Origin of the sequence: Mucilaginibacter dorajii, assembly GCF_024808255.1 — a bacterium.
Lineage (GTDB): Bacteria > Bacteroidota > Bacteroidia > Sphingobacteriales > Sphingobacteriaceae > Mucilaginibacter > Mucilaginibacter dorajii.
Map to the genome: position 1 here is coordinate 68,743 of NZ_JANTYS010000017.1, position 24,449 is coordinate 93,191.

General features: G+C 44.8%; 18 protein-coding genes. 16 read left to right on the plus strand and 2 right to left on the minus strand.

The annotated features are described in order from the left end of the window. The first annotated feature begins 82 nt into the window (after window positions 1-82). From FHS10_RS20795 to FHS10_RS20810, 4 genes are all read left to right on the plus strand, one after another. On the plus strand, window positions 83-1,624 hold the full coding sequence (locus tag FHS10_RS20795; RefSeq protein WP_259094230.1) for an alginate export family protein: 1,542 nt from the start codon (window positions 83-85) through the stop codon (window positions 1,622-1,624). Window positions 1,625-1,706: 82 nt separating this feature from the next. Further along, the gene (locus tag FHS10_RS20800; RefSeq protein WP_259094232.1) at window positions 1,707-2,990 is read left to right on the plus strand and encodes an MFS transporter; all 1,284 of its coding nucleotides are present in this window, start codon (window positions 1,707-1,709) and stop codon (window positions 2,988-2,990) included. A gap of 176 nt (window positions 2,991-3,166) precedes the next feature. After that, entirely contained in the window at window positions 3,167-6,682 is a 3,516-nt protein-coding gene (locus tag FHS10_RS20805; RefSeq protein ID WP_259094233.1) for a nitrate reductase, read from the plus strand. 3 nt (window positions 6,683-6,685) lie between these two features. Then, window positions 6,686-8,128, plus strand: coding sequence for a rubredoxin (locus FHS10_RS20810; protein ID WP_259094235.1), 1,443 nt, complete (start codon window positions 6,686-6,688; stop codon window positions 8,126-8,128). Window positions 8,129-8,454: 326 nt separating this feature from the next. Here the strand turns inward: FHS10_RS20810 and FHS10_RS20815 are convergent, their stop codons facing one another. After that, the gene (locus tag FHS10_RS20815) at window positions 8,455-11,214 is read right to left on the minus strand and encodes a glycoside hydrolase family 2 protein (RefSeq protein WP_259094237.1); all 2,760 of its coding nucleotides are present in this window, start codon (window positions 11,212-11,214) and stop codon (window positions 8,455-8,457) included. Window positions 11,215-11,475: 261 nt separating this feature from the next. Here FHS10_RS20815 and FHS10_RS20820 point away from each other — a divergent pair, with 261 nt between their 5' ends. Next, the gene (locus FHS10_RS20820) at window positions 11,476-12,693 is read left to right on the plus strand and encodes a CehA/McbA family metallohydrolase (protein ID WP_259094239.1); all 1,218 of its coding nucleotides are present in this window, start codon (window positions 11,476-11,478) and stop codon (window positions 12,691-12,693) included. Window positions 12,694-12,719: 26 nt separating this feature from the next. Here the strand turns inward: FHS10_RS20820 and FHS10_RS20825 are convergent, their stop codons facing one another. Next, entirely contained in the window at window positions 12,720-13,289 is a 570-nt protein-coding gene (locus FHS10_RS20825; RefSeq protein WP_259094240.1) for a thioredoxin family protein, read from the minus strand. A 514-nt stretch (window positions 13,290-13,803) separates the two neighbouring features. Between FHS10_RS20825 and idi the strand changes: the two genes are divergently transcribed. The 11 genes from idi to FHS10_RS20880 all read left to right on the plus strand — a co-directional run bounded on the left by idi (window position 13,804) and on the right by FHS10_RS20880 (window position 24,430). After that, window positions 13,804-14,337 carry an isopentenyl-diphosphate Delta-isomerase gene (idi, locus tag FHS10_RS20830; protein ID WP_259094242.1) on the plus strand — a complete coding sequence of 178 codons (534 nt, stop codon included), beginning with the start codon at window positions 13,804-13,806 and terminating at the stop codon, window positions 14,335-14,337. Window positions 14,338-14,442: 105 nt separating this feature from the next. Beyond that, complete coding sequence (locus FHS10_RS20835; protein ID WP_259094244.1) at window positions 14,443-16,125, plus strand: amidohydrolase; 1,683 nt, start codon at window positions 14,443-14,445, stop codon at window positions 16,123-16,125. A gap of 130 nt (window positions 16,126-16,255) precedes the next feature. Next, window positions 16,256-17,110 (plus strand): hypothetical protein, encoded by an 855-nt coding sequence (locus FHS10_RS20840; RefSeq protein ID WP_259094247.1) that lies wholly within the window; start codon window positions 16,256-16,258, stop codon window positions 17,108-17,110. A 232-nt stretch (window positions 17,111-17,342) separates the two neighbouring features. Further along, window positions 17,343-18,368, plus strand: coding sequence for a metallophosphoesterase family protein (locus tag FHS10_RS20845; RefSeq protein ID WP_259094248.1), 1,026 nt, complete (start codon window positions 17,343-17,345; stop codon window positions 18,366-18,368). Next, window positions 18,368-18,898, plus strand: a complete 531-nt coding sequence (locus FHS10_RS20850) for a YceI family protein (RefSeq protein ID WP_259094249.1) — start codon at window positions 18,368-18,370, stop codon at window positions 18,896-18,898. Before FHS10_RS20845 ends, FHS10_RS20850 begins: the two co-directional genes overlap by 1 nt. Before the next feature lie 3 nt (window positions 18,899-18,901). After that, window positions 18,902-19,315 (plus strand): c-type cytochrome, encoded by a 414-nt coding sequence (locus tag FHS10_RS20855; protein ID WP_259094251.1) that lies wholly within the window; start codon window positions 18,902-18,904, stop codon window positions 19,313-19,315. Between the two features lie 61 nt (window positions 19,316-19,376). Continuing rightward, window positions 19,377-20,393 (plus strand): sensor histidine kinase, encoded by a 1,017-nt coding sequence (locus tag FHS10_RS20860; protein WP_259094252.1) that lies wholly within the window; start codon window positions 19,377-19,379, stop codon window positions 20,391-20,393. Beyond that, the gene (locus tag FHS10_RS20865) at window positions 20,390-21,109 is read left to right on the plus strand and encodes a LytR/AlgR family response regulator transcription factor (RefSeq protein ID WP_259094254.1); all 720 of its coding nucleotides are present in this window, start codon (window positions 20,390-20,392) and stop codon (window positions 21,107-21,109) included. The genes FHS10_RS20860 and FHS10_RS20865 overlap by 4 nt, the downstream gene beginning before the upstream one ends. A 299-nt stretch (window positions 21,110-21,408) precedes the next feature. Next, window positions 21,409-22,488 (plus strand): alkene reductase, encoded by a 1,080-nt coding sequence (locus FHS10_RS20870; protein WP_259094256.1) that lies wholly within the window; start codon window positions 21,409-21,411, stop codon window positions 22,486-22,488. 52 nt (window positions 22,489-22,540) lie between these two features. Continuing rightward, a complete protein-coding gene (locus tag FHS10_RS20875) occupies window positions 22,541-23,041 on the plus strand; it encodes a cupin domain-containing protein (RefSeq protein ID WP_259094258.1) in 501 nt (166 codons plus the stop codon). Window positions 23,042-23,443: 402 nt separating this feature from the next. After that, window positions 23,444-24,430, plus strand: coding sequence for a helix-turn-helix transcriptional regulator (locus FHS10_RS20880; protein ID WP_259094260.1), 987 nt, complete (start codon window positions 23,444-23,446; stop codon window positions 24,428-24,430). Window positions 24,431-24,449: the final 19 nt, after the last annotated feature.

The window sequence follows — 24,449 nt, forward strand, 5'->3', positions numbered from 1 at the left end:
AAAAAAGCCCTGCCGGGAGGTCGCATTCCCAGACAGGGTTAAACAGTTTTTAATCGCTTTAACAAATAAAAAACCAACTCAAATGTACAAAAATGTATGTAATCAATACACTATTGGCAAAATTCTATTAATTATATCATGTTTTGTTTCCTACAATGCTTCGGCACAGCTATCTGTAACGGGTCAGCTAAAAACCAGGGGCGAATTACGTGATGGTTATGGAACTTTAGAACCAATAGGTAACAAAAATGCCGCCTTTGTATCGCAACGAACGCGACTTACCTTCAATTACAAAAGCAGCAGGCTTATTTTCCAGGCAGCTGTACAGGATGTAAGGCTTTGGGGCCAGGATGCATCAACTATCACCATTAATGACGGCAACCGTTTAGGTTTACATGAAGCCTGGGCCGAACTCATCTTATCAAACAAAAAAGATACTTCTTTCAAATCATCACCAGTAGATTATTTTGCTATTAAAGCCGGAAGGCAGGAAATAAGTTACGACGATGAACGCCTGCTGGGCGCAACCGACTGGATTCAGCAAGGCCGCCGTCATGATGCTATTGTACTTAAACTAATTCAATCTGGCTGGCAGGTTGATCTTGGTTTCGCGTTTAACCAAAGTTCAGATGCCATTAATTATAATGGTACGTACTATACGCCTGCAAACGTACCTGCCACGATAAAAGATAGCAAAGGCAACCTGGCTAATACCCCGGCAGGCTTTATCCCACTTATTAACGCCGCCGGCATCAGTTCAAAAACTGGCAGCCCTGCATTTTTAAACCCACCCGGCACCAACGGTTTAACTCAAAACTACAAATCGCTACAGTATTTATACTTTGCTAAAAAGATCAATAAAACAAAGATATCCGGCCTGTTCCTAGCCGATCAATTTGGCAAGTATAAACTCGACTCGGTAAAAAATGTATCGGGGACCGATGAGGGTTATATTTATGGCCGTCATTTTAACCAACCCGGCGTAAATACCAGGTATACAACGGGATTATTGGTAAACCCAACCTTTGGCGATAAAGATCAATGGGGTATAAACGGTGGCTTTTACTACCAGGGCGGCCATGATAAAGACGGGCTTGACCTAAGCGCCTATACTTATACCGCGGCCTTATTATATAAAGGTAAAAACTGGGGCTACACAGCAGGCTGGGATTACCTTTCAGGAAATGACGCGCTATCAACCTCAAAAACCAATCACCGGTTTGACCCTTTGTACGGCACCCCACACAAGTTTTGGGGCCTAATGGATTATTTTTATGCAAGCACCGGATCGCCAACGGGTGGCCTGAGCAATCCATACCTTAAAATTAAATATCTATCAGATAACAAACGCTTTAGCACCGAATTGAGCAACCATTATTTTCTATTGGCTAAAGATCAAAAAGGGGCAGATGGGCAAGCTATTGACAAATACCTGGGTACCGAGTTTGATTTAACCAACAACTATAAGCTTAACAAGTTCACCATGGTTGAGTTGGGCTTATCATACATGGCGGCAACGCACAGCATGGAATATGCCAAAGGTTTAACACTGGGAGCCAACAAGCTGCACCCCATGTGGGCATACCTTCAATTGAACATTAAACCCGAATTTTTGAATAAGTAATAGGTGAGCTAAAAGCTGAAGGCGAAAAGCCTAAAGCCATAAAAGATATTATTTAATGACCTGCTTTTAAATTAAACTGATCATGGAAAAACAACTTACTAAACTCAATATATTTTCATTAAAAGGCGTGCAGATGCGCACCTTCCATATTACCTGGCTCATGTTTTTTGTGTGCTTTTTTGGCTGGTTTGGCCTGGCACCATTGATGCCAACCATTCGCGCCGAATTGCACCTAACCAAAGGCCAGGTAGGTAATACCATCATCGCATCGGTGGCGGCAACCATTATTGCCCGCCTTATTATAGGTAAACTTTGCGATACCTGGGGGCCGCGCAAAACCGCGGTTAGGTTACTGCTGGTAGGTTCATTGCCGGTATTTTTAGTTGGGCTGGCACATGACTACACTTCGTTTTTACTTTTCCGCCTGGCTATTGGAGTAATTGGTTCGTCGTTTGTAATTACCCAATTCCATACCTCAATGATGTTTGCGCCTAATATAAAGGGGACTGCCAACGCGGTAACCGGCGGCTGGGGTAACCTGGGGGGCGGGGTAACCAACATGGTAATGCCTTTAATATTTGCTGCCATAGTAGGCGCCGGTTTTACCAAAGCCGAAGCCTGGCGCTATGCCATGATTGTACCCGGTGTACTGATGCTGATAATTGCCTTATTATATTGGAAATATACCAAAGACACCCCCAACGGCAACTACGACGAAGTGGGCTATGCCAAAACCAACCCATCCAAAACCGATTGGTCGATATTGGCCGACTGGCGTGTGTGGGCACTTACTATGGCCTATGCCATGTGCTTTGGCATGGAGATCACCTTTGATAACGTGGCCTCGTTGCACTTTGTTGATACGTTTCACCTGTCACAAAGTTCCGCGGGTTTTTGGGCGGGCATATTTGGTTTCATGAACATTTTTGCCCGTGCATTGGGCGGCATTGTATCTGATAAGGTTGGTGGCAAATTTGGCATGCGGGGCAAAGGCTTGTTGCTTGCCGGCGTGCTGTTGTTAGAAGGCGCGGGGCTCATCCTGTTCGCGCAATCGGGCAACCTTACCGCGGCTATTATTTCCATGTTATCCTTCGCGCTGTTCCTTAAAATGTCAAATGGTGCGACATACGGTATAGTTCCGTTCATCAACAGTAAGAATGTGGGTATGGTAAGCGGTATAGTAGGTGCGGGCGGTAACCTTGGCGGGATGATGTTCGGGTTTCTATTTAAATCAAGCACCATTACTTATGTGCAGGCATTTACTTATATCGGTATAACTGTTATGGTGGTATCCCTGATTGTATTGATCACCCGTTTTCAAAAACAGGCAGAAACAAAAAAGGCAGAAGAGTTGGTGTTGGCGTAAAAGCCTCACCCTGCCCTCTCCAAAGGAGAGGGTTCTGATTAGCATGGTGGTTATTCAAATGCGCTTTTCAAACAAGCAAATCAAAGTCCTCTCCTTTGGAGAGGATTTAGGTGAGGCTAAATATATAATACAAAGCCCTCTCCCCTGGAGAAGATTTAGGTGAGGCTCTCTTAACAATGGCTAACAAACGCGCTCAAAATACAATAAAAAGTACCTGCTGCTATTGCGGGGTGGGTTGCGGCGTGGTACTTAACAAAGAAAAGAACGGCAGCATTACACTTGAGGGCAATAAAGATTATCCTGTAAACAAGGGGATGCTGTGCAGCAAGGGTCTTAACCTGCACTACACAGCAAATGATAAAACAGACAGGCTGCTGTACCCACAAATGCGCTATAACAAAAGCATGCCACTGCAAAGGGTAAGCTGGGATGATGCGTTGGAGCGTACAGCGGCCGTTTTTAAAACTTTCATTAATAAATACGGACCAGATTCTGTAGCGTTTTATGCTTCCGGTCAATGCCTTACCGAAGAGTATTATGTGGTAAATAAGCTGATGAAGGGCTTTATCGGCAGCAATAATATTGATACCAACTCGCGCCTGTGCATGAGCAGCGCGGTTGCCGCGTATAAAATCGCGCTGGGCGAAGATACCGTACCGCTTTGTTATGATGATATTGAACTGGCCGATTGCTTTTATGTTACCGGTGCCAACCCTGCCTGGTGCCACCCTATTTTATGGCGACGGGTGGAAGCGCATAAAGCAGCTAATCCCGGGGTGAAAATTATAGTGGTTGACCCGCGGGTTACCGATACCTGTAGCAATGCCGATTTGCACCTGCAGTTAAACCCCGGTACCGATATCACCCTAAACCATGCCATTGGCAGGGTATTGATAGAAAACGGGGATATCGACATTGATTTTGTAACCAACCACGCCGATGGGTTTGAACAGTACAGCAAACTGGTATTTGAGCGTACGCTGGCCCAGTCATCGGCTATTTGCGGTGTGAGCGAAAGTGATATCCGCCTTGCAGCCAAATACATTGGCGAAGCTAAAGGTTTTATTTCCATGTGGACGATGGGGCTTAACCAAAGTTCTGTTGGGGTAAACAAAAATTTAAGTTTGATAAACCTCAATTTAATAACCGGTAATATTGGTAAGCCGGGTGCAGGCCCGCTATCATTAACAGGGCAGCCCAATGCCATGGGCGGGCGCGAGGTGGGTGGCCTTGCCAACTTGCTGCCCGCCCATCGCAACCTGGCCAACCCGGTACACCGGGCCGAGGTGCAAAAGTTTTGGGGCGGAACAGAAATAGCCGCCAAGCCTGGGCTTACGGCTACCGAAATGTTTGAGGCCCTGAATGATGGTCGCCTTAAAGCCATCTGGATCATGTGTACCAACCCGCTAACCAGCCTGCCCAACGTACGCCTGGCCGAAGAAGCTTTGAAAAAAGCAAAGTTTGTAGTGGTACAGGAAATTAGCAACAAACCCGAAACGTTGGCTTATGCCGATGTGATATTGCCTGCCGCGGCCTGGGCCGAAAAAGAAGGCACCATGACCAACTCCGAAAGGCGCATCAGCTACCTGGGCAAAATACTGGATGCACCCGGCGAGGCTATTCCCGATAGTGAGATCATTTGTCGCTTTGCGCAAAAAATGGGTTACAAGGGTTTCGACTTTAAAAACGCGGCCGAAATTTATGCCGAGCACGCCAAACTTACCGCCAAAACCAATATAGATATCAGCGGATTAAGTTATGAGATCATCAAGCAGCAGGGATCGGTACAATGGCCCTATAAAAAACGGAATACAAGTATAGGCACCCCGCGTTTATTTACAGATAAGCAGTTTTATACCCAAACGGGGAATGCCCAAATAAGTGCTGTACCAGATGCGCATACCAGCGAAATTACTGATAATGATTATCCTTTTATTTTAACCACCGGCCGCATTCGCGATCAATGGCATACCATGAGTAAAACCGGTAAGGTAAACAAACTTAATCAGCACATTAAGCAATCGTTTATGGAGATTAACCCCATTGATGCTGATAACCTGCAAATTAAGGAGGGCGATGTTACTATAATTACCTCGCGCCGGGGCGAAGTACACGTTAAGGCAAAAATTACGGAGCAGATTAAACAGGGCGTTGTTTTTGTGCCGATGCATTGGGGCAAAATCCTCAACAACGATTTACATCGCATTAATAACGTTACCAACAACGCTGTTGACCCCATATCAAAAGAGCCCGATTTTAAGTATTGCGCTGTAAGTGTTCAAAAATATAAAAAGCCTTTTCAGCGGATTATAGTGGTTGGGGCCGGCGCAGGGGCACACGGCTTTGTACGCTCATACCGGGAGTTGAACAAAGATGACGAGATTACCATTTTTAGTAAGGAAGACCATCCTTTCTATAACCGCGTAATGCTGCCCGATTATATTAGCGGCGAACAACGCTGGGAACAACTGGTAAAAATGACCGATGACGAAGAGCCCGAACTTAAAATAAGGCTATTACGCGGGGTAAGCATTGAAAAGATAGACCGCGCCAACAAATACGTACTGGACAGCCGGGGTGTAAAAACGTATTATGATGTGCTGCTGCTGGCCACGGGCAGCCGGGCAGCTATCCCCAAAAATGTGCCAACGTTACAGGGCATCTTTAGCATGCGCAGCCGCAACGATGCCGATAATTTTAAAAAGCACGTCCCCAAAAACGGCCATGTGGTTATTGTGGGCGGCGGCTTACTGGGTTTAGAGATGGCGGCTTCCCTGCGCGAGATTGGGATTACCATCACTATCATTCAGCGTACATCGAGGTTTTTAAACCGGCAGCTTGATGAATTAGGCAGCAGGTTATTGCACGAAGAAATGGTTGACCAGGGGTGTGATATTTTTTATGACGACGAGGTACAGCTGTTTTATGGTCGCAGCAAACTGACCGGCATCGGCCTTAAAAGCGGGCGCAAAATTAATTGTGATGCCATGATATTGGCTATTGGTACCACGCCCAACCTGGAAATTGCCAAAGATTGCGGCCTGGATATCAAACGTGGCGTAATTGTAAATGAACGCCTGCTTACCAGCGACCCAAACATTTATGCCATTGGCGAAATTGCCGAATTTAATGGCACATTATACGGCATAACCGCCGCCGCCGAACAACAGGCCGCTGTAGTTGCCGGCTATATGAACGGCGATATTGCCAGTTACTATAAGGGCAGCCTGTTCATGAACATCATTAAAATTCATGGTTTTGATTTGTGCAGCATAGGTTTATCCGATTGCCCGAATGATAAAGACTATGAAGAAATTGTATTTATAGATAAAGCCAAGCGCTATTATAAAAAATGCATCATACACCAGGATAAGCTGGTGGGCACCATTTTAATTGGCGACAAAGGCGAGTTCCAGGAGTTTAGAGAACTGATTGCCAACAAAACCGAACTAAGTGATAAGCGCCTTAAACTACTGCGCAGTGGTAAAACTGCCGAGCCTGTTTTGGGCAAACTGGTATGCAGCTGCAATAACGTAGGTGCCGATAATATCCGCAATAAAGTAGCTGGTGGCTGCACCCAACTGGCCGATGTTTGCAGCCAAACCGGTGCCGGTACAGGTTGCGGATCATGCAAGCCCGAGGTAAAACGCCTGTTGGAAGAAGTACTTCAACAGCAATTAATGAAAGTATAACAGATGGAAAAGAAGCAGGTTATCAAAATAAACCTTCCCGGCGGCGTAGCTTCTGCCGGTGATTTTTATGAGATGCTCATCATAGCGCAAAACGCGGGTGCCGGGCAAATCCGTTTTGGCAACAGGCAGCAGCTTTATTTTGAAATTGATGCCGGGCAACTGGAAGATCTGGAATTTGACATGTTAGGTGCCGGCATTGATCATGAGATTAACCAGAATGTTTACCCCAACATCACCAGTTCATATATAGCCGATGGTATTTTCAACCAGGAAAACTGGCTTAAAGAAGGTGTTTATAAAGATATCTTCGACCTGTTTGCCTATCAGCCCGAACTAAAAATAAACCTGGTTGACAGCAACCAAACCTTTGCTCCTTTTTTTACGGGTAATCTTAACTATATATCTTCGCCGGTAAGTAATTACTGGTACCAGTATATCCGGTTCCCTAAAACCAATATCCTGTATTGCTGGCCGGTACTGGTTTACTCGGATGATATCCCGACTATGAGCAAAGCTATACAACAGGTGATATTGGCCAACAAGTCGTTGTTTTATGATCAGCCTGAAGTTAATACCGATTTGCTTTACCAACTGGTTACGGCTGGCAATCAATTTGTAATACAGGAAATAGATCAGCCCCTGGCAATACCCGATTTTCAGCTACCTTATTACGAGGGCTTTAACAAACAAGGCAATAAATACTGGCTGGGTATTTACCGCCGCAACGAGCTTTTTGATATCGAATTTTTAAAAGATATTTGTAACCTGTGTATGCAAACCAGGGTAGGGCAGCTATACATCAGCCCATGGAAATCGCTACTTGTTAAAAACATCGAAGCTAAACACCGCCCATTGTGGGGTAACCTGCTCAATAAATACCGCATCAACATCAGGCATGCCTCAAACGAACTTAACTGGCAGGTTGAAGACCTCTGCAGCCAGTGCCTTGAACTTAAGCAGCAACTGGTGCGTGAGTTTGAGGAGGCCGATTTGCGCACATACCGTTTAAGCTTCGCCATCAAGCGGTCGCCAAAATCGGGCATTTACGGTTCTGTTATGATCCGCGAACGTAAACCCAATGAGTTTGAAATTATCCATACCCGCGACTTTAATCACAACACCCGCGAATTTGTAGTTTATAAACAAGGTGTCGCCAAGGCCGATTTAAGCCGACACCTGATAACCCTGTGCGATATGTTTTATGAGCAGCAAAGCAATAATCAACTCCCTTTAAATACTGCTAAAAGCAAAGAAGAAACCAGCGTATCTACCCCAAAAACGGTGCACCAATGCAAAAGCTGCTTCACCATTTATGATGAGCTTTATGGCGATGAATTCAATGAAATAGCCCCCGGAATATCGTTCAGTAATTTGGCCGTTTATGAATGTCCTACCTGTGGCGCTGCAAAGGAAAATTTTGATGAACTCATATTTTCGGCGGTTTAATCGGCCTTAAACATGCAACTGGGATTGATGGATATGAGCTTATTTTTATAGCTTTTAGGTCTGCTACACCCGTTAGTTGTGGGGTCAACCGTCTAATGTTGCAGAAATCATAATTTTATAGGTAAACAACCCATAAAAAATTGATTTCCCCTTTCAAAAGTGCATTTAAAATACTATTATTGCAATAACATCGGTAAGATCTCTTCTTACCAATTGTGATAAGGTTTAGGTTTAAGTCCCCGGCGGCGAGCGCTTAGGGGACTTTATTTTTTTAAAACCATAAATCACTAAAAATTCAAACGTCAAACAACAACAATCTTCCTGAATTAATGAGCAAAATCAAACAAAAGGGTACCTTTCACCGGCTCGCCATTGGCATGGTTTTTCTGGCTTTGAGGCCCCATTACATCTGCCGACTGGAACTTTGTACCGATAGGACTTATCGCATTTAAAAACCCGATGCTACCTTCGGGAAATGCGGGCTCCACATTGTTATTTTTTAGCGCGTCCTGCTCCCGGGCCGGGTGCAGCATTTGCAGGTATGTGTTTTTATCGGTAGTATAAACCGTAAAAGGCGCTTCTTTATTTTCAATTGTCACCCAGTTAACTTCGGCATAGTAGCCTTTAAATTCGGGATATCCCCAGGTTTCGCCGGTGATGGAGTTATTGTAAGCCTTATGCCAAACACCAAACTGCTGGCCTTTTAGCCTGTTTTTCCAAACCCGGTACGGGCCACGGCCAAGCCATTTCATGCCGGTAATTTTTTCTTCAGGATAATTGAACGTGATGCCGGTAAAATCAACATCGCCCGGCTGTTGATATTGGTATTCCAGCTTAACGGGATGCCCGGGGCTAAAAGTCCATTTTATGTGTAATGATCCTGCGCCTTCGTAGTCGGCCTCTACTACATATTGTTCTTTAATCGCTTTATAAGTAAACTGTTTAAGCGTGGTGTTAACGCCCGCTAAAACAGGTCCGCCGGATAAGGAAATCGTGCCGGTTGGCTTAACTACCTTTTGAATGTAACCGGTAGTTTTATCAAAGTAGTAGCTTATGCCATCGCATTTAACGCTAATAGCGCTCCCTTCTTCATTGGCTTTTATTGCAGTTTTAGGCGATGATAGGGCTATATGATTAGCCGGGGCCGTTGGCGATTGGATAGCCCAGCTCCAGGTAAAAATTTCTTTTTTATCGGGGCCGTAAGCAGTTATGTACAAAGCGCCGTTTTTGCGCCATGTTGCGGGTAAGTTTAATTTAAAAATCCCCTTTTCGCCCGGTTTAAGATTGGGCACCACAGGTACACCTCTTGCCTTTACTATTGCACCTGTGGTTTTGTTTTGTGCCGATGGAAAATCGACCAGTTTCCATTTAAATGTGCATTGGCTAAGATTGGTAAACGCATACCTGTTCTCCACTGGAATTTCGCCATTAAAACCGGCACTCAACGGCTGCGGATCAATATATACCGGCGACCAAATCTCTTTTATCGCGTAAAAACTACCCTCCTTTTCGCGGTGCGGACCAACTATGCCATCCGGCGCGTGGTTGCCGTCGGAATCGTAGATCCCGTTTTTATCCGTACGGATCACAGCCTCATCCAGCAGTGCCCATATAAAACCGCCGCCGCCGTGGGGGTGCTTCATCATCTGCGCCCAAAAATCATCGAGCGCGGCACCTGCGCCGCCGTCATAAAGCCCGTGCATAAACTCGGTAGGGAAAAACACTTCCTGCCCGGTAGCAGCTGCTTTAACCATGTAATTATAATCGGGATAATGTTTGGTATCGGTGCCGTTAAACTTTTCCCAGGGATGTAATACGGTACGTTTTTGTGGATCGTATATGGCATAGTCATTATCCAGTCCCCGGTTAAAGCCGCCTTCGTTGCCATTATCCCAAAACAGGATAGATGGATGGTTTACATCCCGTACAACCAGCTCTTTCACCAGCTTACGCCCTACCACGGTATCGTACTTAGCCTGCCATCCGGTTAGCTCATCCAACACGTATACACCCAGGGAATCGCAAACATCCAAAAAATCGGCATCGGGCGGGTAGTGCGACATCCGTACCGCGTTCATGTTCATTTCCTTCATTAACTTTACATCCATCAGGTGTACGCCGTGACTAAGCGTACGCCCACTCTCGGGCCAAAAGCTATGGCGGTTGCAGCCATTCATGATTATTTTAGCACCGTTTACGTAAAGCCCGTCGTTAGTGCGTAGCTCAACGGTACGGAAACCAAACTTTTGTTTAACCTGGTGAATGACGCCCCGCCTGCCTTTTATGCTGATCACAACCTGGTACAGGTTGGGGAATTCGGCGCTCCATAGCAGTGGGCTTTTAAAATCAGCTTTTAATTGCTGGTACTCGCGGGAGGTATCAACTTTAACAGAAAATGGTTTACCCACCTTTTCACCGCTTAGTTTTTGTACCTGGGCTTCAATGGTTTCATTGCCTTTTAAATTGCGGGTATAAATATCGGCAGCAAAAGAGCCATCGGCTTTGGCGTTTATGGCTAACCGATCAATAAATGTTTCGGGAACAATCTCCAGGTAAACCGGTCTGTAAATACCTCCGAAGACCCAGAAATCGCTGTTCCGGCGTTCGGCATCATTTACTGATGAATTTGCCGATGTTTTATCAACGGTAACCTCTAACAGGTTTTGCGCATTGGGTTTTATCAGCCCTGTAATATCATATTTAAAGCGATAAAAGCTTCCCTGGTGAACCGGCCCGGCTTGCTTGCCATTAATGAGCACTTTAGTATCGGTCATTGATCCTTCAAAAACGATATAAACCTTTTTACCCTGCCAGCTACCGGCAGCAAACTGGTGTTTATATAGCCCTTGTTCGTTGCCTTTAACTTTATCGTGCCCATAATTATAAATGCCAAAGCCCTGTAGCTCCCAGTTAGACGGCACAGCAATTTTTGTCCACTTGCCACTATTGCGGCCAGCGGTGCAATAAAAACCCCATTGTACGGTATGATCCTTATCAGTTCCCGATAGGTATTTAACCACAGTTTCCTGCGCAAACGCGCGGAGGCTTATCACCAGGAATAGCAGTTGAAGAAGTATTTTTTTCATAGCAGGCTTGGTTATTGGGTACCAGAAAAGGTTTAATTAACCCGTTAATACAAGATTACCTACTACAACACTACAAAAAAAGGATGTGATTAACTAAAGTTACTTCATCGTTGTAGCAAAACGGTTATACCTGATAGCCCGCAATTAAAATAAGCAATTATTAATTCCAGCCTCTGTCACATTTTTATATCATTTCCCTGCATTAACAATTTGCTAATATCGGCAGGGTAGTTTGGCAGCAACATTTAACTGCAACTACAAATGATTACACATCAACCCCTAAAAACAATTTTCAGGAGTGCGCTAACAATACTTGTCATATTCGGCATCAGCAATAACGTCTCAGCACAATCAACGCACACCAATCCCTGGGAAGTTACGGAGCTTGGTGTATTGCCTCCTATTGCCAGCATGACCGATGGCGTATGGTTAAAAGGTGAGCTGCATGTACACTCCAGGCACAGTAAAGAATCATCAAACAACTCCATAGCCAAGATCATCGCTTTTTCAAAGGCTGTTGGGATAGATTATGTGTGCATTACCGACCATGACAACCACGTAAACGGCGATGTAGCGCATAACACCTGGGCCGATCCGGAATTTAAATCAAATGATGTATTGCTGCTCTATGGTGGCGAATGGACAACCACACGCGGCCACGGCAACGTATTCTCGGCTCGTCCCTATGATCACCAACGATTATATGACGTGCGCGACCAACGCGACGTGGTGATAGGCGCTGTGAAGAAGCAACTAAACATCCATTTATCGGCCAACCATCCCAGTGGTAAAGATCATTTTGGATACTCTTATGATATGGTTAACTCCATTGAGGTATGGAACTCGGCCATATGGTCAAAAAATGCCAATGCGATTATGATTTGGGACGATATGTTATCATCGGGCCGTAAGCTTACCGGCAGGGGCGGTAGCGATGCCCACCATGGCACCCCCGAAGGCGCCGAGCAGCCAACCAAAAACACGTACCAGGCCAAGGCCAATTATGTGGGCACACCAACTACCTGGGTATTTGCCACATCCAAAACTTCGCAGGCCGTTGTTGATGCCCTTACCAACGGCAGGGTTTCTATCAGCTCGAACCCGTATGCGCCGCGCGTTGAGTTTTATGCCGATATTAACCAGGATGGCAAAATGGATATGATGATGGGCGATAACGTAAAGGCCACAGGCAAGCCTGTTAAATTCAGGGTGCAGCTTAGCGGTAAAACCGTTTCAGATTCTACCTATACCATTAACGTTGTAAAAGATGGTAACCCTTTTGGCACTTACCAGGCCAAAGGCAAGCAGCCTGTGGTTGAGTTTACTGATACGCCGGCTTTAATTGGCCGTACGTATTACCGGGTAACGGTTGAAGGCCCATCAACTCCGTATCCGCAGGTGCCTTTGTCCGAAAAACTAAGTGGTAATATGGTAGGGCTTTCTAATCCTATCTTCTTTAATTTTGATCCTAATTTTTAGGGAAGACGAAAGACTTACGAAGTTTTTTAAACTTCGTAAGTCTTCGGTAGTAAAGCCAACAATTCCAACTGAAAGCTTTCGCCTTTATCTTCGTTATACCATTTTTGGAGGGCAATTTTCTTTTGCTCCATCTCTACATGGTCTTGCAGCAATTGATTGCACAACAGTTGGCAGCCGGCTGGTCGAGGGCCCCATATAACAAGGTCAGTTTGGTTTTTATCGGCAATAATCAATTTCGGGATAGATCGGCTTACACCGTTGGTCAAATATTGTTCAATCAAAAATGGCGGCGAATCGCGCAGCTGGTAATCAATAGTAATTAATGGGTTAAGTGCCGAGAGCATGTGCATAAAGGGCAGGGAGTGTGCCGCATCGCCACACCAGGGCTCGGTAATGATAGTCCATAGTTGTGGCTCATTAATATCGGCTATAGCTTTAGCTAAAGCGCTATTTAATACCCCGGTTTTAAACCATCGATGCTGGCGCGACCAGTTGAGCCGCGTGTAATTCAAATAATCGGGATTGCTGTAAAAGCCCTTGGGTTCGGGGTCATTTAAAATATCCTGAAAAGCCTGCTCATACGCCGTAAAATCCATAAATCAGTATTTGCCTGTTTGCTGCCCATTTACAGCGAAACCTAAAAATACAGGAACATTGGCATTTATCCTAAATTAAATAGTGTTACAACAATAGGACGACAAATCAACGTGTTTTAGCTAAGCGTTAGGCATATCAAACCTATCAATAGTGTTCCACCGGAACGGGTGGAACGCTTGGAACACCCCGAACACCTACCCAATTGATAACCAATCAATTAAGCATTGTTAAAAAATCAACAACGTGAAACACCTTAGCGGCTGTATACCAGCCAATTACAACAAAAAACATCATTCCTTTATCTAAATTCGCTCAATTACTGACAAAATAATGTCACCACTATTGAACACGTTTCGGGCAATATTAAAGCTTGTATCGTCCTGCAAAAAGTTTACCCTTTTATTGATTAGTCCTGCGCCTGGTTTACACTTTCTACATCCGTATTTGTAGCAGAAAATACTGTTATTTAATTCCCTCGCCATATATAAATTAAGAACCTTAATTTTGCACCCCATGGAAGAGCAGGTAATATTGGTGGATGCCGATGATAATGTGATAGGGACGATGGAAAAGCTACAGGCGCATCAATTGGGCAGGCTGCACAGGGCATTTTCTGTATTTATTTTTGATACCAAAGGCCGGCTGCTTTTGCAGCAACGCGCCATGGAAAAATACCACTCGGGCGGTAAGTGGACCAATACCTGCTGCAGCCATCCCCGTTTACACGAAACCAATATCGACGCCGCCAACCGCCGCCTGATGGAAGAAATGGGATTAACCTGCACATTAACCCCCGCCTTCAATTTCATTTACCGCTCAGATATCCTCCCCGGTTTAACCGAGCATGAAATTGACCACGTATTTTTCGGCATCAGCGATACCGAGCCGAAACCTAACGCCGACGAGGTAATGCATTTCAAATACATCGGCATGGCAGATTTGGCCGCCGAACTAAAAGCTAATCCCGATACCTACTCATCATGGCTTAACATCTGCTTTGATCAACTGATGATCCATTACAATCAATTTTTTAAAGATCAGGTATAATTGTACAACGTTTTTGGTAGAAACATGAGTTAGAAATCCTGCCTGCAATAACATAATAATTTTTAAAGATTAGGCTAATATAGATTGTGGATCTTTCATCGAAATATGAAAAAACTGATCCTCTTATCCTTACTATTGATAGCTGCCAACCTTACCCAAGCCCAGCAGGCCGACCTGGTATTAACCAACGGTAATATCATCACCCTTAAACAAAAAGGCAACCGCGCCCAGGCCATCGCCATAAAAAACGGCAACATACTGGCCGTGGGCAGCAATGCCGAAATCTCGAAATACTTCGGCAAAACTACCCGCAAAATAGACTTAAAGGGCAAAACCGTAATGCCGGGTTTTAACGATGTACACCAGCACCCGGCGCCCGTTTACGCTTTCAGCGCACCGTATGCAGTGCTTAAACTGGATACGGTAAGTTCCATGAAAAACCTGTTAAGCTTACTTAAACGCAAAGCGGCCATCACCCCAAAAGGCATGCTCATCCGTGGGGTGGGCTATAACGAAACCAAACTGGGCGGACAACCGATCAAGGACAGTTTGGATAAAGCATCTTCAAATCACCCCATCCTCATCTCGCATGTAAGCGGGCACCTATCGGCAGCAAACTCTTACCTTATGGACCATTGCGGCATCACCGAAACCACTAAAGACCCCGCCGGCGGCTTGTTTGAACGTTACCCAGGCAGCAATAAACCCGATGGTATTTGTAAAGAAACCGCGGCAAGCTACCTGCGCAAGGCCAAAAATATTTTATACCCTCCAGAGCCAACACCCACGCAGGAAATGGATGGCTACCGCTTATATTTTAACCAGGTACTGGCAAGCGGGGTAACCAGCATTGGCGATGCCTGGACCACACCCCAAAAAGTAAAGATCTACCAAAAGCTTACTGCCGAAAAATTCCCCATGAGGCTTAACCTTATCATCGGCGTTGATTACCTTAACCAGGTTTTGAGTGGTAAAATCCCCCAAATAAATACTGATTTCCTAAGGATCTCGACCATTAAAGTGATCCATGGCAATTCGTTAAGCGGCAAAACCTGCTGGTTGTATGATCCTTATGATATGATTAACCCGCTTACCGGCAAAAAGGATTATTATGGCATTCCGCCGGCGCGCAGCCAGGCCGGCCTGGATAGTTTGTTTTTAAAAATCCATAGCGCCGGCTGGCAGATAGCCTGCCACTCCAACGGCGACCGCGAGATAGATATGGTAATAGCGGCTATTGAAAACGCCCAAAAAGTAGCCCCGCGCCCCGATGCGCGTCATCGTATTGAGCATTGCAGCATCACCAATCAAGGCATCCTTGACCGCATAAAAAAGGATAGCATTATCCCTGTTTTCCATTGCTATATGTATGAGCTTGGCGAAAAGATGGCCGTTTACGGGCCTGAGCGTTTAAAAATGCTGCACCCAACCCAAACCGCGCAGCAAATGGGTATTGTTTACGCCTTACATTCCGATGCCCCTATTTCGCCATACCCGGCCATGATCAGGCTGGGGAGCGCCGTTACCCGTAAAACCAAAGAAGGGGTTGTTATTGGCGCCAACCAATGTATTGATGCCGAAGACGCCATCAAAGCCTATACCTATGGCGGTGCCTATACCACTTTCGAGGAAAATAAAAAAGGGTCGTTATTGCCCGGCCAGTTTGCAGATATGGTAGTGCTTGATGCCGACCCGACAACTATTAACCCCGATGATATCATGAACATCAGGGTAAATACAACCATTGTTGGCGGCAAAATTGTTTACCAGGCCGGTCGTAAAAAATAGACACTCTTCATTCTTATTATAAAAATTGATACCTTCAACCTGTATAAGCCCCTTTCGTTTTTGAATGGGGCTTAATTTTTGTATGCTTTGCTGTATCACCGTACATTAATAACACGTAATTACACCTGCCATGGATAACGAAAACATTGACGACCTGTTTGATAAGCCGCTAAGTGATGATCCCGAAGAAAACCTGAGGATGGAAAACGAGCTGCTGCACCTGAAATTGCAGGCCGAACTGGGTGTTGATCCGCAGATCATCAATCCCGTTGATCCGCAGATAGAGAACGAGTTTTTGAAAAACATTTTTGATTTTGAGCATAATTATGCCTCATCGAAAAGAGTTAAACTGTTTGAATTACTTGGCGAACCCGATTTTATACCAGCCAATGAACTAAGCGATGACCTATTGGATATTGCTTTGGAGGAACTACACACGCTGATGCAAAGCAAAAGCATTACGGTTGATTATAGCGGCGAATACAACAACCGCACCAAGTACACTTTTATTACCGAGGAATTGTTTGAGCAGGAAGCCAATGATTTTACCATCCCCGGCATGGTGATGCACTTTCATTACGAGGAGTTTCACCCAAACCATAAAATTGATATTGAGGATAGGGCGCAGGAGTTTTTATCAGAATGGTTTAAGCAAAGCTTTAGCGAATTAAGCTGGGAGCTGGGGCGTAGTTTTGTATCGCCAGATAGAAAAACTTATACTAAGGACGAAATTGTGGCGCAGCTTAAAAATATTTTCAGCGCATTTCCTTCTTTTAAAGATGAAGAATATACTATTCACGATATTGGCTTTGAGTTGCAGGAAGGCGGCGGCTTGGGCCATGCCGAGGGCATGGTTAAATACAACGCCGTGTTAGAAAATAACGAGGTGATTCGCTTTGAGGGTCCTTTTAAAATTTACTTATCCCTTGAGCAGGAATGGTGGAGCATTTTTCATATCGTTTTCCCTGGGTTTAGGTATCCGTAGCCAATGAGTTTTTATGTAGAGACGCAACATCTTGCGTCTCCCGCATGCAAATCAAACCCGTTCAAATTCGCTCCTCTTGTTGGAGACGCAAAATATTGCGCCTCTACATAAAGATTTTAAAAACCCCACCTTCATCAAGTATTTCCCGTACTTCATGTAAAATACTATAGCAAAGCATATTGTTTATTTTTTTTTGTGGTGTAATTCAAAAAATCACTAAAAAGATAACAGCATGAAAAATCCTTTTCACCATCATCATGATGATCATTTAGATAACGAAACCAGTGCCGACGGCATTGACCGCCGGGGCTTTTTGGAATGTATGGCCTGGGCCGGTACCGGGGTACTTTGGATGATGACGGGCGGTGTTTTAAAATCATATGGCATGAGCCAGGTGATAGATCAGACTACCGGCGGCATCAAAAAAGACCTGCTGGTACCCAAGTCTGATTTTGGCTTTGTGCAGATCAGCGATAGCCATATCGGCTTCAATAAGGCGGCCAATCCCGATGTTGTGGGTACGTTGAACGCCGCTATTGCCAAAATCAACAACATGCCCACCGCCCCATCATTTGTACTCCACACCGGCGACCTTACCCACCTGGCCCAGGCCGATGAATTTGATACCCTGGAGCAATCGTTAAAGGGCGTAAAAACTGAGAAAATATTTTATGTTCCCGGCGAACATGATGTTACCGATAATGGCAAATTGTACCTGGAACGATATGGGAAAGGAACCCTTGGCGATGGTTGGTATAGCTTTGATTCGCACGGGGTACATTTTATAGGCCTGGTAAATGTAACCAATCACGTAGATGGTGGCTTAGGTTATATCGGCGCGGCCCAGTTAAAATGGTTGGAGAATGATCTGAAACCATTAACCAACAGTACGCCGATAGTTGTTTTCGCACACATCCCGCTTTGGGCCATTTACCCGCAATGGGGCTGGGGAACCGATGATAGCGCCCAGGCTTTGGCGCTGCTAAAACGTTTTGGTTCGGTATCTGTTTTAAACGGGCACATTCACCAAACCATACAAAAGGTGGAAGGTAATATTACTTTCCATACGGCCAACTCAACCGCTTTCCCGCAGCCGGCACCGGGTGCTGCCCCATCGCCAGGCCCGATGAAAGTACCCGCCGAAAAGTTACGCGGACTATTGGGTTTAACCAGTGTAAATTATGTGGAGCATAACCACACCCTGGCCATTACTGATACGCCATTAATGGAAGCAGATAAAACAACCGGTCAGCAATAATGAAAAAGATCATATTACTGGCGCTCATGATTTGCGCCGTAAAATACAGCCACGCGCAGTACAAACCGGTTGAGGATGGCTCGGTACTCAAATTCACTATAAAAAATCTTGGTTTTGGGGTTGATGGTACATTCGGTGGTTTCCAAGGAAATATTAATTTCGATCCTCAAAACCCTGATAAAAGCAGTTTTGACGTAACTGTTAATGCATCTACCGTAAATACAAGTAACAGCTTACGCGATGAACATTTGCGTGCGGAGAACTATTTTGATGTAAAGAATAATCCGCGCATCCGCCTGTATTCCACCAGGATTATCGCCAAAAATGGGGCGTATAGTTTCACGGGGGATTTAACCATCAAGGGCAAAACCCAATTCATCACCTTTCCATTCACTGCGGCGGCTATAACAGATGGTTTCCTTTTTAAAGGATCGTTTAAAATAAAGCGTAAAGACTTTGGCGTGGGCGGCACCAGTACTATTGCCGATGAACTGGAGGTAAGCCTGAGCGTGATCGCCAAAAAGGGATAAACCATGAAGATCAACCGAAAACTGAAGGTGATTGTAGTGCTCGCCGCCGTTGTAAGTATCACGGCGGGTGCCACCATCAACAAGCCCGGGCCGCGGCTTTACACCAATTTAAAAGTGCTGCCCAAAAACATCACATCGAAGGAGTTGCAGGGCATTATGGCCGATGATTTTGAGGATGGCCTGGGTGTAAGCTGCGGCTTTTGTCACGCAGCCAATAAAGACGGGCACGGACTTGATTTTGCCAGCGATGCCAAACCCGAAAAAGAGATCGCACGCGCGATGATGCGGATGACCTTAGGCATCAACAAAAAATACCTGAAGCTAAAACATCCCAAAATTGGCGATGCCACACTTGTAGTATCCTGTACCACCTGCCACAAAGGGCAGGCATTTCCGGATGGTACCGAGCCGAAATAGCTGTTAAAAAAATACTTTATCATACCTTTATGCATAATAACGGAACAATCACTCCAGATCATTGAAAACCAATAAACTCATATACCATATTGCATTTTGGGCACTGGCTTACCTTTTCTGGATCTTTATTTTCAGGAACGGTACGTTGGTTTTAACCCATGCCATCACCATACAGTTTTGTTACCTGGTGTTCATATCGGCCAATTACTATTTTAACGCGTTGTATGCCATTCCGCAACTGCTTAACAAAAAGCGTTACATAAAATTTGGCTTGTGTTTTTTAGGGGGTATTGTTGTTACCGCAGCCATGAGGGTGCCGGTATCAATGGCGGTTATTACCTATGTTTTTAAAATTAAAAACACACAGTTTAATTACTCCGGTATTTTTTACGATTCGTTTGTCAACATTTTTTTCTGGGTTGCCTGTATATTGGCCGCGCACCTGGTTATCGAAAGAATACACTCGCAGATCTATATCGAAAAGATAGAAAAAGAGAAGGCCACCAACGAGCTTAATTTTTTAAGGGCTCAGTTTAACCCGCATTTCCTGTTCAATTCCATCAACTCCATTTACGGGCATATTGATAAATCAAACAAGGATGCCCGCGAAATGCTGCTGGTATTTTCTGAAATGCTGCGCTACCAGTTGTATGAATGCAATGTAGAGCAGATTAGTTTGGATAGCGAAATCAACTACATCCGCAATTACATAGCCATACAAAAAGGGCGCATTGATGATCGCATAGCAGTCTCTTTTTGTGCCGACAATGTAAGCGGGCAAATTAATATTGCCCCACTGCTGTTCATCACCTTTGTCGAAAACGCCTTTAAATTTGTGGGTGTTAACGACTGTAAACAAAACTACGTAAGCATCAACCTTAAATATGATAATGGCAACCTGGTTTTTTATGTTTTTAATACCAAGGACTCCTTTATAAATCAAACAGAAAAATCATCAGGCCTGGGTATTGCCAATACCAAACGCCGGCTGGAAATTTTGTACCCGGGCAAACACCTGCTCAACATTATCAATAACGATGACAATTACCAGGTAACCTTAACCCTGTTTAACGTATGATTTTGAATTGCCTTATTATAGATGATGAACCTATAGCACGCAAACTGTTGCAGGAGTATATTGACGAAATAGATTTCCTGACCCTTGCGGGTATGGCCGAGAATCCGCTAAAGGCAACCAACCTGCTCAACGAATTGGATATTGACCTGGTATTCCTGGATATCAATATGCCCAGGATGAATGGACTACAATTTTTACGCTCGGTAGCCAACCTGCCCATGGTGATCATGACAACAGCTTACGGCCAGTACGCGTTGGATGGCTTTGAAATGGCCGTAGTTGATTACCTGGTGAAACCTTTTTCTTTAGATCGCTTTTTAAAGGCATCGCAAAAAGCATTGGAGTTAAAAACGTTAAGATCAAAACAAGCTGCACCTGCAGAAACATCGCCGGAATATTTTTATGTGAAGTGCGATGGTAAAATAGAACGGGTATTATATGAAGATTTGATTTACGTGGAAGCCATGGCCAACTACGTGGTGCTTTATACCATCCCCAAAAAACTGGTGGTTTACCTCACCATTAAAGGCATCCAGGAAAAGCTACCTGCCGATAATTTTTTGCAGGTTCACAAAAGCTATATCGTGAATACAAAAATGATCAATACCATTGAGGGCAACATGCTTAACCTGGGCAGTGCCAAGATCACCATGGGTACAAGTTTTTATGATGAGGTGATGGAGAAAATTTTAAAGGGCAGATATTTTAAAAGATAAGGCTTTACCGGCTATTTAATTTGTTCTTTATGTAGAGACGCAATATTTTGCGTCTCCCGCTATACAGAGCGGCCATATGACGCAACTTGCAGAACTCAACCTGCGTACCAATTTGCATGTTTGATTTGCATGCGGAAGACGCAAAATATTGCGTCTCTACATAAAAAATTAAATGGTTTCTTAGCGGCTTTGCGTGAAAAAAAACGACCGATACGACTATTTTTATGCCCGTTGAGGCTATTTTAAGTTCATGAGCCTGCCGACATTTGTTATGCAAAAGCAATTAAAAAAAGCATATCATGAACAATATCATATTAGATCCTTACCAACAAAAAGGACTTCAACTAAAAAACCATTTAGTAATGGCCCCAATGACACGCAGCCGCGCCATTGGCAATATCCCCAACAATTTAATGGCCCAATACTATGGCCAGCGTACCGGCGCGGGCTTAATAGTTACCGAAGGTACATCACCATCGCCAAACGGCCTGGGTTATGCCCGCATTCCCGGTATTTTTAATGCCGAACAGGTTGAAGGCTGGAAAAAAATCACAACCGCTGTACATGCCGGCAACAGCAAAATATTTGTACAATTAATGCACACCGGCCGCATAGCCCACCAGGCAAACCTGCCTCAAGGCGCCCAGGTAGTTGGTGTATCAACCATGAAAGCTGCCGGGCAAATGCATACCGATAGCATGGGCATGCAGGATTATCCCACCCCAGTTGCCTTAAGTACCGAAGCTGTTAAAACAACCATTGCCGAATATGTACAAGCGGCCAAAAATGCCGTAGCAGCAGGTTTCAACGGTGTTGAAATTCACGGAGCCAACGGGTACCTGGTTGAACAGTTTTTAAACCCACACATAAACAACCGTACCGATCAATACGGTAGCGACTATAAAGCCCGCGCTTCTTTCGCGCTGGAGGTGGCACAACAAATTGCCGATGCTATTGGTAAAGATAAGGTGGGCATCCGGTTTTCGCCCTTCTCAACACTGGGCGATCTGCAGGAATACGATGCTAAAGAAGTACACAACACCTACGTTTACCTTGCACAAGAGCTAAACAAAATAGGCATCACTTATATCCACATTGGTTTTTCGCCCAAAATTCCGCAACAAACATTTGATGCTATCCGGCAGGCATTTACCGAAACCATTATTCTGTGTAACGGCAACACGGCCGAAAACGCCGCCGATACTTTGGCTAAAGGTTTTGCAGATGTACTTGCATTTGGTCGCCCGTTTTTGGCCAACCCCGATTTTGATATCCGCATCAGTCAAAACGCGCCATTAAACGAAGTTGATTTTAAAACTTTATATACACCAGATGCGCACGGCTATACCGATTATCCTGCTTTAGCCGTAGCTGTTTAATTATTACAAAACATTATCTTTCAATTATCTATTTAAAACTATTTAAAACATAATGGAAAATTCACAGAAAACAGCAACGTTTGTTGGTCCGGAGGATGGACAGGGTATTGCCATGGCCGGCGGCTCGTACCGGGTGGTGATATCGGGCAAACAAACCGATGGTAAATATGCCCTGATAGAAATGATGGTGCCGCCGGGTGGTGGCCCAATTCCGCATTCACATGCGGATGTGCAGGAAAGTTTTTACGTGGCAGATGGCGAGGTTGAAGTAAAATCAGAAGCAGGCAATTATACCGCCAGTAAAGGTTCATTTGTAAACATACCCTACGGGGGCCTGGTACACTGTTTTAAAAACAAAACCGACAAAACGGCCCGGCTGCTTTGTACGGTGATGCCTGCAGGCATGGAAGATTTTTTTGCTGAAGCTGGGCAGCCTGCACCTTTCGGAACTTTTTTACCGCCGCCGGTAATGACCGATGAGCTGAAGCAAAAGATGGGTGTGCTTTCAGAAAAATATGGGCAGAAGCTTTTTCCGCCGGATTATTTGGGTTAACAGGGGTATATCACAATATAAAACCATGTTATTGCGAGTTGTAAAATCCGCGGACCGTGAAGGGGAAAATGACCTAAAAGATTTGTCATCCTGAGTTATAAAATTTCGCGAAAATCTGAAGGTGAAATGACAATATAAAGCTATGTCATTGCGAGGAACGAAGCAATCGCAAACTGTGCAAATTCGCCCTGTAAAGCATGAGATTGCTTCGTTCCTCGCAATGACATGTGGTGGACTTGCCATGGGTAGGAACGAAGGATCTTCTTCGCCCAGCCCATCGCAGACTTTTATAGCGAAGAAGATCCTTCACTATGTTCAGGATGACAAACGTTTTTTACAATACATCATAGGTGGATACGAAGCAATGACGGTCTTTTCTTCCTACATTAACATTAACCATTTATGCCGATAGAATTTGAGTTTGAAATAGATAAAGGTTTTCATTTTGCTGAAGCCTTTGCCGCGCGTTTTGATGCCAATGTAGCCCACAACCGCGCTGTATTACCTAAAGCGCTTGGTGAAGGTTTTATACAGGAGGTTTTCCTGAGCAACGGCCTTTTCCTGTGTATCCACCACTACTGGCTTAACGATGAACTTATTTTACGGAGGATGCCAACATCTTCTTCTGCAATGCTTACCATGAAATTTGATTGCAGGCGCATCCCGGTTGATCAGGCCGAACTACCTCATGAACCTTTGTTTGCCGGTAGCAATGGCTGCGAGGTTGAACTGGGTACAGGCAACTTTTTTACCGAATTGATCGTCCCCGCAAAACAGCATATTAATTTCCTGGTGGTTGGCGCATCGCGTCAAACTATCCTTGGGATACTGGATTTACAGGAAGAGGGATGCCCTATTGAATCATTGCTAAAGGAAAGTCCATCATTTGTACTGCACGAGGTAATGACCCAGGAAATGGAACGCACCTTAAAGCAGTTGAGCCAGGTTGACCAAACCGCTCCATTAGCGGCTCTCCTTTACAAAAACAAAGCCGAAGAACTGATATACCTGTTATTTTCCAAACTGATGCACCGTGCCGAAACGGCCTCTATTACTGTTGACCAGGCCGATGCACAAAAGATCTATAAGCTGCGGGCGGCCATGTTAGCCGATTTGAGTTTAGCACCCGAATTATCAGAACTATCAAGCATGGTCGGCATTAGCCTTACCAAAATGAAGCAGCTTTTCAGGCAGATCTTTGGCGATAGCATTTATAACTATTACCAATCGGCACGGATGAACGAGGCTGCCCGGTTATTGGCCGTTCAGTCCGTTTCAGAAACAGGTTACCAGTTAGGCTTTACCAACCTGAGCCATTTTGGGCGTTTGTTTGAAAAGCATTTTAACATCAAACCCAAAAAGTATAAGGATGGGTTGGAGTTGAGGTGAAATTTGTAATCCAGTCAGC